We start from the raw sequence: 15115 nt of genomic DNA on the forward strand, positions 1-15115 counted from the left end.
GAAATGTTTAAAAGTGCCTCAATCCCTTTAAATAAGCTATTTTCGAAGTCTGAAAAATGTGTTAGCAGTATGTTAATCACACTTGTATAAGTCATATTTTGTCAACATAGGCAATTTTGTGAAAAAGGATTAAAAAATTTAATCAACATCAAATTCACATGGTTATGAACCTCACAAAGCCATTAATGTGAATAAATTAGTTAGGCATCAACTTCTTCTTAAGGACCTCAACTGTATTCTTAATCTGGTCATTAGTATTAATATCAGCCGCAATCCTATCATATCCATGGATTACGGTTGTATGATCACGTTTACCGAGAAGTGCACCAATAGCTGACAGAGATTCATCAGTTAAAGTACGGCAGAGATACATAGCTATCTGTCTTGGAATAACTATATTCTGACTCTTCTTCTTAGAAGCTAAATCAGTCTGTGATATATTAAAATGTTCAGCCACCATCTGTATAATTAATGGACATGTTATCTCATTAACAGTATTAGGAGAGATGGAATCTTTAAGAACTTCTTTAGCTAATTCTATATCCATCTTAAGTGGTGAAATCTTAGAATAAGCTACTACCTTAGTAAGAGCTCCCTCAAGTTCTCGGATATTGGATATAATATTAGTAGCTATATATTGAAGTATCTCATTGTCAATATCATATCCCTCAAGTTCAGCTTTCTTCTGTAAAATAGCCATTCTTGTCTCATATTCAGGGGAAGATATATCTACTGAAAGTCCCCATTCAAAACGTGAACGTAATCTTTCTTCTAATGTAGTCATCTCTTTAGGAGGCTTATCAGAAGAAATAACTATCTGCTTCTTAGCTTCATATAAAGTATTAAATGTATGGAAGAATTCTTCCTGACATCTTTCTTTACCTATAATAAATTGTATATCATCAATAAGTAAAACATCTATATTTCGGTATTTATTACGGAATTCCATAGTTGCATTCTGGTTTTCATTACGAATTACATTAATAAGTTCATTTGTAAATGCTTCACTTGTAACATAGAGGACTTTGGCATTGGCATTATGTTCTAATATATAATGAGCTATAGAGTGCATAAGATGAGTTTTACCAAGTCCAACACCTCCATATAAGAAGAGAGGGTTACATATTTCACCAGGTGCTTCGGCTACTTTAAGTGCATAAGCCTGGGCAAAGTTATTACTTCCACCTACGACGAATGTATCAAAAGTATATCTTGGATTAAGGTTTGCTTCAGCTATTCTGGCTTTAAGGTTTGCGTCGGATGCTGAATCGTGGCTTTCTAACTTACTGTCTACTGAATAATTGTCCAAATCATCAGGAGAAATGAATACTATTTCATATTCTTCCCCAAGAAATTCAGCTATTGTTACCTTAAAATATTTATAGAAACGCTTATTAATGTAGTTAACGCCAAGGCTTTCTTCAACAACAATAGTAATTACCTTATCCTTTACTGAATGTACCTTGAGTGGTTTAAGCCATGTATCAAAGGAAACATCAGCAATATCGTATTCATATTTAATATAATCTAATATTTCGTTCCATTTACTTTGTAAAATCTCTAACATAAATCAAAACCATGCCTTTCTAAGCTATAAATTCGGCTTTTTCTATTCTGTATGAAAGTTGCTGGATTGTCAGATTATATATGATAGAAAACAATCCTTTTAAACTTTAAAAAAACTGTATTGTTGAAAAAAGCGCAAAGTTACAGATATATTTATTTTATAACATAATTGACAAATTTTCAATCAAAATAATAAGATTAATATTATGTATTGTTTATTAAAAACATTATATATAGAAGAAAGAAAAAAATAGTTAAATTAACAAAATTGTGGATAAAGTTGTGGATAAAGTGGAAAACTTTTTAAATAAAAGATAAAATAACCCTAAAATAGTGGTTTTTTATGAGGTTGATAATGTTATATGAAAAAATATTGAAGATGTTAATAATTAATGTTAAGATATTAGAAAATTAGTTTACAATAATATTCTTGTTAATAATGTATATTTTGTAATACACATTATTAAGAGGGACGAGATATCCCTAAAATAAAAGAGATTTTTTAAAAATATGAACGGTTATCCACAAGTTATCCACAATTTGTGGATAAAATTATGTAAATTATTTCATAAGTTATGTAAAGTGGACAACTTTTTATAAATTAACTTTTATTAGGGATAAATCATTGAAAAAATGCTTGACTTATAAGGCTTCATACCATATAATTGTAACGATATTTTCCAATTTGATGTTTTAAGCATTAACTTTTGAGTCTTATCACCAGGTTAATGCATTGAACTATATATGAAGAGGAGGTGCATGTGAAATGAAGATGACATTCCAGCCTAAGAAGAGATCAAGATCTAAAGTTCATGGTTTCAGAAAGAGAATGAGTACTGCAAGCGGAAGAAAAGTTTTAGCAGCAAGAAGATTAAAAGGAAGAAAGAAATTATCAGCTTAAGATTAAGACCGCAGTTATGTGGTCTTTTCTTCTTTAATAAAGAAAAGTAGTATTACTTTTTATATGGTGGTTTAAGTGAAAAGATTTAATTCGATTAAGAAAAATGAAGAATTCAGATACATTTATAATAATGGTAAGTCATATGCTAACAAAAATCTTGTTATGTATGTAATAAGAACAGAAAATAATAAAAACAGAATTGGAATATCGGTTAGTAAGAAAGTTGGCAACAGTGTTGTACGACATCATCTGACAAGACTTATCAGGGAAAGCTTCAGATTGAATGAAGAAAAGTTCCAATATAATGTAGATATTGTAGTAGTAGTAAGAGTTCAGGCAAAAGATGCCGAATACAAAGAAATACTTAGTTCGTTTCTGCATTTATGCAGATTACACAGATTATTAAAAGAAGAGATGGTGTAACTTTGAAGGTAGTTAGCGATATTTTTAGAGCAATATCAAAATTATTAAAGAAATTTCTGATTTGTGGAATAAAGTTTTATAGAAAGTATTTGTCACCACTTAAGAGACATACTCATTGCAGGTTTATTCCAACATGCTCACAATATGCGTTGGAAGCAATTGAAAAATATGGACCCTTTAAAGGTACGTTTTTGGCTTTAAAAAGAATATTAAGATGCAATCCGTTTTCAAAGGGTGGTTGTGATCCTGTCCCATAAAGGAGGAGAAAATTGTTTAATTTTATTTTAACCCAGAATAGTGCGCCTATTATTGGCTGGTGTGCTAAGTTGCTAGGTAAAGTAATGGAAGGGATATATGTATTATTTAGCAAAGGTCTGAATATTGAGAATATCGGTTTATGTATTATCATGTTCACATTAATTGTTAAATTATTAATGATTCCTTTAACAGTAAAGCAACAGAAGTTCTCAAAATTATCTACTTTAATGAATCCTGAACTTCAGGAGATTCAGAAGAAGTATAAAGGTAAACGTGACAACGAATCAATGATTAAGATGAATGAGGAAACTCAGGCTGTATATGAGAAATACGGTACATCTCCAACAGGTAGTTGTCTGCAGTTATTAATCCAGATGCCAATTATGTTCTCATTGTATTACATTATTAGCAGTATTCCAGGATATGTTCCACAGATTTATAATTACTATGTGCCTGTAAGTAAGGCAATCGTAGCTGATTATGATTATTTTAATTATATGGACAAGGCATATGATAAATATGTTGTTGGTAAAGATGGAAAAGATGAATATAAATATATAGATGATATGCTTGATTCATTTACTTCTGTTAAAGAGAAGAAAGTTGTAGATGTTTTAGCTAAATATAAGACATCACAATGGGATGATTTAGAAGATTCATATGCTAATGTTGACAGTTTTGTAAATGAATTATCAGTAATTAAAGATGATCAGTGGGAAGAATTTATAGCTGATGCTGATAAGAGCGAAAAAGAAGATTTAGAAAAATTTGTTGAAGCAGTTAAGAATAAAGACGTTTCAGAATATATTGACTCAAGCGAATCAGAAGTTATTAAATCAAGTGAAAAGAAAGTAATGAAGATTAATGAGTTTGGACCAATTAACTTAAGCCAGTCTCCAAACACAATGATGGGTATTGCAATACTTATCCCTATCTTATCATTCTTAACACAGTGGTTAAGCGTAAAGATTTCAATGAGTGCCAATAAAGAGCAGATGGCAGAGAATCCAATGGGTAATTCAATGAAAGTAATGAATGTAATGTTACCTTTAATGTCAACATTCATCGCATTTACGGTTCCTGCAGGTCTTGGTCTGTATTGGGTATGTACAGGTATATTCCAGATAATTATTCAGATTTGCATAAATGCATATTTTAAGAAAGTAGACGTTCAGGATATTATTAAAGCTAATGTAGAGAAGGCAAATAAGAAGAAAGAGAAAAAAGGAATAGACGTTAATAAAGTAGCATCAGCAGCTACTACAAGTACAAAGTCAATTAAGAGCAAAGCTAACGTAAATACTAAGAAAGTTAACAGTCAGGACGTAAAATATAAACCAGGAAGTATGGCTGCAAAAGCAAATATGGTTAAAAATTACGAAGACAAAAACAGAAAGTAGGGAAAGGTTATGGAGTTCAAGGAATTTACAGGTAAAACTGTTGATGATGCACTTACATCAGCAACAATAGAATTAGAAACTACAAGTGATAATTTAGAATACGAAGTAATAGAAGCTGGCAGCAATGGTATTCTTGGTATTGGTAAGAAACCTGCTAAGATTAAGGCAAGAAAGAAAGTTACTATAGAAGATGCTGCGAGAGAATTTCTTGAAAAAGTATTCAAAGCAATGAATCTTATTGTAAACATTGATATAAATTTTTCAGAAGAAGATAAGACAATGGACATTAATCTTTCAGGAGAAGAAATGGGATTGCTCATAGGTAAAAGAGGTCAGACAATCGACTCTATACAGTATCTTGTAAGTCTTGTAGTTAATAAAGAAAGCAAGGAATACTTAAGAGTAAAGGTTGATACTGAAAATTACCGCGAGAGAAGAAAAGCAACTCTTGAAGAATTAGCTAAGAATATTGCATACAAGGTTAAGAGAACAAAGAGAGCTGTTTCTTTAGAGCCAATGAATCCTTATGAGAGAAGAATTATTCATTCTGCACTTCAGAACGATAAATATGTAACAACAAAGAGTGAAGGTGAAGAACCTTACAGACATATTATTGTATTACTTAAGAAATAGTAATATAATAGAGTTAGTGTTGTAATATGACATTAACATCATATAGAAGAAATACATTTATTATGATGAACCCGATATGAACTTACATTCTTATCGGGTTTATCTACCTTGAAAAAATATACCAGAAAGGTATGGTTAATATATGTTTAAGAACGAAACTATAGCTGCTATTTCAACAGCAATGAGTAATTCAGGCATTGGAATAGTAAGAGTAAGCGGCGAAGATGCCATAAGTATAGTAAAGAAAATATTTGTTCCTTATAGATCAGGTAAAGATATAGAAAAAGTATCTTCTCATACTGTTCATTATGGAAATATAGTTGAAAATGGACGAATAATAGATGAAGTTCTTGTAATAATTATGAAAGCACCTAACACATATACAAGGGAAAATGTAGTAGAGATAGACTGTCATGGCGGTGTATTAATTACTAAAAAAATATTTGAATTATTATTAAGAAATGGTGCAAGATGCAGTGAACCAGGTGAGTTCACTAAGAGAGCATTTTTAAATGGAAGAATAGATTTATCACAGGCAGAAGCTGTAATGGACGTAATTAATGCTAAGAATAATATGGCATTAAATGCTTCAATTTCACAGTTAAAAGGTAACATCAGTAACGTCATAAAGGATATAAGATCAAAAATTATTTATCACATTGCATTTATAGAGGCAGCATTAGATGACCCTGAGCATATGAGCATAGACGATTACGGTGAAGAATTGAAAATAGATGTAGAGAAGATTATCTCTACTTTAGATAAATTATTAAGCACATCAGATAATGGTAAGATAATTTCTGAGGGTATTAAAACAGTAATTTTAGGTAAACCAAATGCAGGAAAATCATCTTTAATGAATACTTTATTAGGTGAAGACAGAGCAATAGTTACTGAAATTGCGGGTACAACAAGAGATACTTTAGAAGAAACAATGAGCTTATCAGAATTACACTTAAATATTATAGATACGGCAGGAATAAGAGAGACAGAAGATGTCGTAGAGAAGATTGGTGTAGAGCGTTCAAAGAAGATAGCAGCCGATGCAGACTTAATTATATATGTGGTAGATGCATCTGTTCCTATGGACGATAATGATAAAGAGATAATCAGGCTTATTTCCGATAAAAAATCGATTGTTTTATTGAATAAAACTGATTTAGAGTGTATAGTAACAAGTGAAGATATTAAGAAGATTATTGATACAGAACCAATAGAAATATCTGCTAAAGATAATATTGGAATAGATAAACTTGAAAATAGAATTAAAGAGATGTTCTATGATGGAATGATTTCATTTAATGATGAAATCTATATAACTAATCTAAGACATAAAGAGGCATTAACAGAAGCAATTGAAAGTCTTAAGATGGTTAATGAAAGTATAGATAACGGAATGCCGGAAGATTTTTATTCTATTGATTTGATGAATTCATATGAAGTGCTGGGTAATATTATAGGTGAATCGGTATCCGATGACCTTGTAAATGAGATTTTCAGCAAGTTTTGTATGGGTAAATAAATGAAAGGTCGTAAAGAACAATGTCAAATGTGTGTGAAGAATATGATATAGTCGTAGTAGGTGCAGGTCATGCAGGTTGTGAGGCATCGCTTGCCTGTGCAAGAATGGGACTTAATACAATAATGTTTACAGTAAGCGTAGATAGTATAGCTTTAATGCCATGTAATCCTAATATAGGTGGAAGTTCTAAAGGACATCTTGTACGTGAGATAGATGCATTAGGCGGAGAAATGGGTAAAAATATTGATAAAACATTTATCCAGTCGAAGATGTTAAATGTGTCTAAAGGTCCGGCAGTACATTCATTAAGAGCGCAGGCTGATAAACATAACTATACACATGAGATGAGAAAAACCTTAGAAAATACGGATAATCTTACTATAAGACAGGCTGAAGTTACAGAACTTATAGTAGAAGACGGCGTAATAAAAGGTGTTAAGACATTTTCAGGGGCAACATATTATGCTAAGGCAGTTGTTCTATGTACAGGAACATATTTAAAAGCAAGATGTATATATGGAGATGTGAGCAATCCAACAGGACCAAACGGATTACAGCCTGCTAATCATTTGACAGATTCACTAAAGGCAAATGGAATAGAGATGTTCAGATTCAAGACAGGAACACCTGCAAGAGCTGATAAACGTTCAATAGATTTCTCTAAAATGGAAGAGCAGTTCGGAGATAAAAGAGTTGTCCCATTCTCATTTTCGACGGACCCTGAATCAGTACAGAAAGAACAGGTGTCATGCTGGCTTACTTATACTAATGAGGAGACACATAAGATTATCAGAGATAATTTGGACCGTTCACCATTATTTTCAGGAATGATTGAGGGAACAGGACCAAGATATTGCCCATCCATAGAAGATAAGGTAGTTAAATTTGCTGACAAAGACAGACACCAGGTATTTATAGAGCCAGAAGGATTATATACAAATGAAATGTATCTTGGTGGAATGTCAAGTTCGCTTCCTGAGGACGTACAGTATGCAATGTATAGAACAGTAAAAGGTCTGGAAAATGTTAAAATAGTAAGAAATGCATATGCAATTGAATATGATTGTATTAATCCTATGCAGTTAAAACCTACATTGGAATTCAAGAAGATAAAGGGTCTGTTTAGCGGTGGACAGTTTAATGGAAGTTCAGGATATGAAGAAGCTGCAGCACAGGGTATACTTGCAGGTATTAATGCAGGACTGTCAGTAAAAGGAGAAGAACAGGTAATATTAGACCGTTCACAGGCATATTTAGGAGTCTTAGTCGATGACCTCGTTACTAAGGAGAATCACGAACCATACAGAATGATGACTTCAAGAGCAGAATATAGATTATTATTAAGACAGGATAATGCTGATTTAAGATTATCTGAAATCGGTCACAGAGTAGGTCTCGTAAGTGATGAAATGTATGAAAAGGTATGCAATAAGAAGAGACTTATTGAAGAAGAGATAGACAGACTTAATAAAATCAATGTCGGTGCTAATCCTAAAATGCAGGAATTCTTAGAAGCACATAACAGCACACCTTTAAAGACAGGAACAACATTGGCTGAATTAATAAAGAGACCTGAATTAGACTATGATATGTTAGCAGAATTCGATAGTGAAAGAAAAGAGCTGCCAAATGATGTAATAGAGCAGGTTAATATAAATATTAAATATGATGGATATATTAGACGCCAGATGAAACAGGTAGAGCAGTATAAGAAGCTTGAGAATAAGAAGATAAGTGAAGAAATAGATTATGACGACGTAAAGAGTCTTAGAAACGAAGCAAGACAAAAATTAAAGTTATGTAAACCAATTTCAATTGGACAGGCTTCGCGAATATCAGGTGTAACACCAGCAGATATATCAGTTCTGTTAGTATATATTGAGCAGTTCAATTATATGAAGAATAGACAAAACAGAGAGAATAGTGAGAATAAAGAAAACAAAAACAAAGAAGATTAGTTGTTTAGTTGGAATTAATTTAATTGAAATAAGTAAAAATATGATATGGAGCAATAATGGAATATAATCTTGATTTATTAACAGATACATTTAGAAAAATTAATATAGAATTATCAGACAAGCAGGTTTCGCAATTTATCAAATATTATGAGATGCTTGTTGAGAAAAATAAAGTGATGAATCTGACTGCCATAACAGAATATGAAGATGTTATAATAAAACATTTTGCAGACAGTCTTTTATCTTATAAGGTAATCGACTTAAGTAATGTAGATAGTCTTATAGATGTCGGAACAGGAGCAGGTTTTCCGGGAATTCCACTAAAGATAGTATTTCCACAGATGAAGATTACATTATTAGATTCATTAAAAAAGAGAATTAATTTTCTAAATGAAGTTATTGATGAATTAGGACTTGAAAATGTTGAATGTATACATGGAAGAGCTGAAGATTTTGGACATGATGCAGAATATCGTGAACAGTATGACTTATGTGTATCAAGAGCAGTAGCTAATCTCTCAACATTATCTGAATATTGTCTGCCATTTATCAAGGTAGGCGGTAAGTTTGTATCATATAAAGCTGCAAATATTGATGAAGAATTAAATAATGCAAAAAATGCAATAATGAAGTTAGGTGGAAATATTTCAGATACTAAGACTATGGAATTACCAAATTCAGATGAAATAGAGAGAAACTTTGTTATAATCAATAAAATCAGCAAATTGAGCAACAAGTATCCAAGAAAATCAGGTATACCATCAAGAGAGCCATTATTATAGAAATATTATATTATTATAATATCATCGAGAGGTTAAGTAGTAGAAGTAGTAGACTATTTTTAGCGACAATTAGAATTATTGAAAATGCCACACTATCATAGTATAGGAGAGAGTTGAATATGGAAAGTATTTTAGCATTTATCAAAGGTGAGAAAAGTAAAAATGAAAAAAGTATAAATGAAATAACAGAAAAAATAAATCAAAATCTGTATCAGATAGAAGAGATAGAAAATATGGTTGTAGAACTGAGTAAAAATATAGATACAACATATGAAATCTTTTCACCAAATGATTTTGACAAAGATAATAATGTTGTTGAAATAGAAAAGTTAAATCTAAAGAAAACAGAATTAAATATCGAGATAGAAGCCTTACGTGATAAATTAGACAATTTAGAAAAACAGAAAAGTAAAATAGATGCTTCCTTAGAAGAAATATATGATATAGAAAAGCAACTGGCTAATAATGTTAAAAATACAAAGTATTTAATAGATAAAGAAGTAAAGAAAACAGAAGAAAAAAATATTAAGAAGTCTACATTAATATTAGAACAGCAAATTAATAAAGACAACCATTACATATCTAATATTGTTAAGAAAGATATTGAAAAAGTACAGAATAAAATCGAGCTGTGCGAGAACTTGATAGATATGGACTCTAACAGAGCAAAATTAGAAATTACAAAAATAAAAGAAGAACTTTTATATATTGAAAAAAAAGTAAATGCTAAAATGTTTCACGTGAAACATTCAGAAGATGACTCTGAAAAAATAGGATTATATAAAAATATAAGTGACTTCATAAAAGAATATCAGAAAAAAATTAATATGAAGATATCTTTTAACTATAGTGGTTTAAAGATACTTGATAGTAAATGGAATGTAATAAATGTTATAAGAATTATAAAGGAAGCAATTGATAATGCAGAAAGTCATTCAAATGGTACAATTATTAATATTAATATAGTAATTGATAAAATAAATGTTGAGGAAAATGATTATAATATAGATGATATTTCAACAGATAGCAACCAAGTAGAAAGTGAAATTAATAATGGTGATTTACACCAGATTAATTTTTTGGTTGGAGATGAAAATAGATATAATATAAATATTGTTATTACTGATAATGGTGATGGTTTTACAATGCAGGACGATAATGTTCTATTATCTAATAATCTTAATGGAATATCAATAATGAAGTATAGAACATCATTATTAAATGGAATGATAATAGTAGATTCATCATTAGGTATGGGAACTACAGTTAAACTTGTTTATCAGGTAAGTTAATGTAGAAGAAGTAGTTAATGTTAATATGTGTTAAGTCAAATTTATTTTTAAATATTATGGTAGATGGATTAGACGGTAATGTTTCACGTGAAACATTACCTCTTTTAGTTTAGAAATATTAATAAAATTACTGTTAGATTAGTTAATAATATAGAATGTAGAAAATAATAAAATTCTTTTATTTAAAATTTTAATGGTGTTTAGTTATTATGTAATTTAATCTGTTAAATAATTAATAATAGTAGTATAAAAGGTAAACAATGTTTCACGTGAAACATTTACTCTGATTTATTAAATATTGCACAATAAATTTAATATTTTTATATTTTCTTTTACTAGATTAATAATTATATACGTGATATAATTATTTTCTGAAAGAAATATATAAGGAGTCGTGCAGAATAAATCTTTCAATTAATGGGATTAAAAATGTCAGTAAAATGATAAAATACAAGAATATTTAATCCAAATTCGTGTTGATTATCAACGAATATTATTTATAATATGCATGAAATGATATGGGTAGAATAATTGCTATTGCTAACCAAAAAGGCGGTGTCGGAAAGACAACAACATCTATTAATTTATCAGCGTGTTTAGCAGAAGCAGGTAAAAAAGTGCTTGTAGTTGATATTGACCCACAGGGAAATGCTACAAGTGGACTAGGCGTTGAAAAAAATGAACTTGAAAATACAATATATGAATTATTTGTTGGAGAATGTGAGTTATCTGATTGTCTTATCGAAAATGTATTGGATAATTTATCAGTTTTACCATCAAATGTTAATCTTTCAGGTGCAGAAATAGACCTTATTGGTATAGAAAAAAGAGAATTTTTATTGAAAAAATATATAACACCGATAAGAGATAATTACGATTTTATAATTATCGATTGCCCGCCATCTTTAAATATATTAACAGTAAATGCAATGACAACAGCAGATACAGTATTAGTTCCAATTCAATGTGAATATTATGCATTGGAGGGATTATCACAGTTAATACATACAATTAATCTGGTTAAGCAGAGACTTAACCCTGAGTTAGAGATGGAGGGTGTTGTATTTACAATGTATGATGCCAGAACTAATTTGTCATTGGAAGTTGTTGAAAATGTAAAGAAAAATTTGAAACAGAATGTTTACAAAACAATAATACCAAGAAATATCAGATTAGCAGAAGCACCAAGTCATGGTTTACCAATTAATTTATATGATTCTAAATCTGTAGGTGCTGAAAACTATAGATTATTGGCACAGGAAGTCATTTATAATGATGAGGGTAAAGAGTTCGATGTAAATTCTTTTGATAGTAGTATTTTTGATAAGAAAGAAACAAAGAAAAGTAAACTATCTAAGTTAATAAAGAAAAAGTAAAAGTAAAAAAAAATAGATTTTGAACAATTTTAGATATTTGAAATATTAATAATATTAAAAATACTATTAATTTTAAATATTTCTAATATTAAGAATGTTTCACGTGAAACATTTTTGATGATATATTAGTAATATTTAAAATAATAATTATTGAATACTAACATAATAATAATTACTAAATACTAAAGAAATGAAAATATAATAATAAATATAACATAAATAATAAACATAAATAATAACATAAATATAGTATGGAGGATTGTATCTCTATTAATTAAATAATATTTAGATATTAATAGAATACATAGAATAATAAAGTATGGCAACTAAAAATTCAAAAAAAGGACTAGGTAAAGGGTTAGATTCCTTAATACCTACAATTGATGCAGAAGAATTAAGTATAAAACCTGCAAAAAAAAATAATAATATAGAGAAGAACGATGGAGTATTTACTGTTAAAATTAATTCAGTAGAACCAAACAGAAATCAGCCAAGAAAGACATTTAATGAAGATGCTTTAACAGAGTTAAGTGAATCTATAAAGCAATATGGAATAATTCAGCCAATAGTAGTTCAGAAAAAGAACGACTATTATGAAATAATAGCCGGTGAGAGAAGATGGAGAGCTGCTAAACAGGCAGGATTAAAAGAAGTTCCTGTTATTATTAAGGATTATAGTGAACAGGAAACAGTGGAGATTGCTTTAATTGAAAATATACAGAGAGAAGAATTAAACCCAATTGAAGAAGCTCTGGCATACAAGAGATTGCTTACAGAATATAATTTAAAGCAGGATCAGGTAGCTGAAAGAGTATCTAAGAGCAGAACAGCAGTTACTAACTCTATGCGATTATTAAAATTAACTGATGAAGTACAACAGATGGTTATAGAGGATCTAATATCAAGTGGACACGCAAGAGCCTTATTACCAATTGAAGATAATGATTTACAGATACAATTGGCAACAAGAATTATGGACGAGAAACTCAGTGTTAGAGAGACAGAGAAACTTGTAAAGAGTATATTAAATAAAAAGCCAGAGAAGAAAAAAGAAAAGGTTGAAAATGCATTTGTATATGAAGAGATTGAAAATAAGATAAAAGAAATAGTTGGTACAAAGGTAAAAGTAAATCATAAACCAAATGGTAAAGGTAAGATTGAAATAGAATATTATTCTGATAAGGAACTTGAAAGATTACTAGATTTATTTATGAGTACACAGCAATAATTACATAATTACTATATAGTAAGTATATAATAAGTAAATAATAAGCATATAGTAAAGTACAAGAAAGATAGCATTAAGTAATAAAATTATATGTTAATAAGTATATTTTACAGTGGTAGTAAACAAATGCAGAATATAAAAAATTAATCAGAATACAATTAGTTAAAATAATAGAAAGAAGAAATTAACAGATGAATAGTGAGTTATTGAACAAGATAGGAATAGGTGAAATTGATCCTGCATATTTTATTATTGGATTATTAGTTATTTGTTTAGGTTTATTAATATATATAATAGCCACAAATAAGAAAATTAAGACATTGAATGAAAAATATAAGAAATTTATGAGTGGTAAAGATGGAAGGACACTTGAGAACATAATTGCTAAGAGATTTTCACAGGTAGACGAATTAATAGACCTTGATAAAACAAAAGATGAGAGACTTGATGAAATAAACGAGAATCTTCAGATTGCCTTCCAGAAAATTGGAATTGTCAAGTATGATGCATTTAACGAGATGGGTGGAAAATTAAGTTTTGCATTAGCATTACTTAATAAAGAGAATACTGGTTTTGTAATTAATGCAATGCATAGCAGAGAAGGCTGTTATACATATATTAAAGAGATAATCAGAGGAGAGTCATATATATTATTAGGTGAGGAAGAAAAAGAGGCAGTTGATAAAGCTATAAATTGTGATAATTATATGGAATAATATTAATATTATATATGATAAGAATTAATATATAATAAGAGCCGAAGAGATAATATAGAATAATAAATGATAATAGAATAATACAGTATTATGGAAAAAGGGACTTGAACCCTCACGCCAAATATTGCGAAAATATTGTTAAACAGACAGGCGGTATAATTGATGCATAATTTTTTTGAAGCAATTGGTTTTAGTAATCGTAAAGATGGTAAAGAGAAAACATTAATTAGAAATATAGTAAAGAATACCATAAATGATTACAAAGAAAATCATAATTATAAAGTAGAAGCTAAAGGTAAGACTATGGAAGTCGGAATCAAATTTGGTGAGTATATAGGAATGTATATTCAAGGCGAATTTCTAGAAGATGGTGAATTTGAAGTTGATTCTGTATTTCCATATGTAAAGCCTATGAGTTATGAAAAATATAAAAATGGAATAACTATTGAACCAAATGTATATAATGTTTCATTTTCAGCAGCTTGTGATACATTAAGTGAGAATGGAATATCAATAATTTTTTATTTGCAAAATGGCATTGAATATATGAATTATAAGGATAAGCTAAAGGATGATTATGAAATAGGACTTGCAGGACTCTCTATGTCAGGAAGAATTATTCTGCCTACAAATGTTAACAAAGACTATATAAATAAATATGCTGATAAGAAGAAAAATAAACAAAACTTGTTTATTGAAGCAAGAGATGGAAACCAGGATGCAATGGAGTCATTAGCCTTTGACGAAATGGAGATGTATACAAGAATAAATAAGAGAATAGAGAACGAGAACTTATATTCTGTAATAGATACATGTTTCATGCCATATGGTTTGCAATCTGACAAATATTCAATAATTGGAAGAATTGTTAATATTCACAAATGCAGAAACAGCATAACATTTGAAACCGTCTATATATTACATTTAGAATGTAATGATGTAATAATAACAGTTGCAATTAATGATAAGGATTTATTTGGTGTTCCTGAAATTGGAAGAAGATTCAAAGGAATAATATGGTTGCAGGGACGAGTTAAGTTTAATAAGTAAAAAAATATAT

The 15115-nt window shown here is 29.5% G+C and carries 14 protein-coding genes; 13 read left to right on the forward strand and 1 reads right to left on the reverse strand.

Annotated elements, in window-relative coordinates; translation table 11 throughout:
- Nucleotides 1–196 precede the first annotated feature (196 nt).
- Nucleotides 197–1567: a chromosomal replication initiator protein DnaA gene (gene dnaA, locus OCV48_RS12045; protein WP_021983391.1), complete on the reverse strand. Its 1371-nt coding sequence runs from the start codon at nt 1565–1567 to the stop codon at nt 197–199.
- Nucleotides 1568–2332: 765 nt separating this feature from the next.
- Here dnaA and rpmH point away from each other — a divergent pair.
- From rpmH to OCV48_RS12110, 13 genes are all read left to right on the forward strand, one after another.
- On the forward strand, nt 2333–2467 hold the full coding sequence (gene rpmH / locus OCV48_RS12050) for a 50S ribosomal protein L34 (protein ID WP_021983392.1): 135 nt from the start codon (nt 2333–2335) through the stop codon (nt 2465–2467).
- Nucleotides 2468–2542: 75 nt separating this feature from the next.
- Nucleotides 2543–2890, forward strand: a complete 348-nt coding sequence (gene rnpA / locus OCV48_RS12055; protein ID WP_021983393.1) for a ribonuclease P protein component — start codon at nt 2543–2545, stop codon at nt 2888–2890.
- Nucleotides 2891–2892: 2 nt separating this feature from the next.
- Nucleotides 2893–3147, forward strand: a complete 255-nt coding sequence (gene yidD, locus OCV48_RS12060) for a membrane protein insertion efficiency factor YidD (RefSeq protein ID WP_262559798.1) — start codon at nt 2893–2895, stop codon at nt 3145–3147.
- Nucleotides 3148–3159: 12 nt separating this feature from the next.
- Nucleotides 3160–4548, forward strand: a complete 1389-nt coding sequence (gene yidC / locus OCV48_RS12065) for a YidC/Oxa1 family membrane protein insertase (protein WP_147592070.1) — start codon at nt 3160–3162, stop codon at nt 4546–4548.
- Nucleotides 4549–4557: 9 nt separating this feature from the next.
- Nucleotides 4558–5181, forward strand: coding sequence for an RNA-binding cell elongation regulator Jag/EloR (jag, locus tag OCV48_RS12070; RefSeq protein ID WP_021983395.1), 624 nt, complete (start codon nt 4558–4560; stop codon nt 5179–5181).
- A gap of 142 nt (nt 5182–5323) precedes the next feature.
- On the forward strand, nt 5324–6703 hold the full coding sequence (gene mnmE, locus OCV48_RS12075) for a tRNA uridine-5-carboxymethylaminomethyl(34) synthesis GTPase MnmE (RefSeq protein ID WP_147592071.1): 1380 nt from the start codon (nt 5324–5326) through the stop codon (nt 6701–6703).
- A gap of 20 nt (nt 6704–6723) precedes the next feature.
- Nucleotides 6724–8661: a tRNA uridine-5-carboxymethylaminomethyl(34) synthesis enzyme MnmG gene (gene mnmG / locus OCV48_RS12080; RefSeq protein WP_147592072.1), complete on the forward strand. Its 1938-nt coding sequence runs from the start codon at nt 6724–6726 to the stop codon at nt 8659–8661.
- Between the two features lie 56 nt (nt 8662–8717).
- Nucleotides 8718–9443 carry a 16S rRNA (guanine(527)-N(7))-methyltransferase RsmG gene (gene rsmG, locus OCV48_RS12085; RefSeq protein WP_147592073.1) on the forward strand — a complete coding sequence of 242 codons (726 nt, stop codon included), beginning with the start codon at nt 8718–8720 and terminating at the stop codon, nt 9441–9443.
- 119 nt (nt 9444–9562) lie between these two features.
- Nucleotides 9563–10735 carry a sensor histidine kinase gene (locus OCV48_RS12090; RefSeq protein WP_147592074.1) on the forward strand — a complete coding sequence of 391 codons (1173 nt, stop codon included), beginning with the start codon at nt 9563–9565 and terminating at the stop codon, nt 10733–10735.
- 518 nt (nt 10736–11253) lie between these two features.
- Nucleotides 11254–12111 carry a ParA family protein gene (locus tag OCV48_RS12095; protein ID WP_021983400.1) on the forward strand — a complete coding sequence of 286 codons (858 nt, stop codon included), beginning with the start codon at nt 11254–11256 and terminating at the stop codon, nt 12109–12111.
- A gap of 319 nt (nt 12112–12430) precedes the next feature.
- Complete coding sequence (locus tag OCV48_RS12100) at nt 12431–13339, forward strand: ParB/RepB/Spo0J family partition protein (protein WP_147592075.1); 909 nt, start codon at nt 12431–12433, stop codon at nt 13337–13339.
- 191 nt (nt 13340–13530) lie between these two features.
- Complete coding sequence (locus tag OCV48_RS12105) at nt 13531–14055, forward strand: DUF4446 family protein (protein WP_147592076.1); 525 nt, start codon at nt 13531–13533, stop codon at nt 14053–14055.
- 162 nt (nt 14056–14217) lie between these two features.
- The gene (locus tag OCV48_RS12110) at nt 14218–15105 is read left to right on the forward strand and encodes a DUF3881 family protein (RefSeq protein ID WP_147592077.1); all 888 of its coding nucleotides are present in this window, start codon (nt 14218–14220) and stop codon (nt 15103–15105) included.
- Nucleotides 15106–15115 lie beyond the last annotated feature (10 nt).

Origin of the sequence: Bovifimicola ammoniilytica (assembly GCF_025567085.1) — a bacterium.
Lineage (GTDB): Bacteria > Bacillota > Clostridia > Lachnospirales > Lachnospiraceae > Bovifimicola > Bovifimicola ammoniilytica.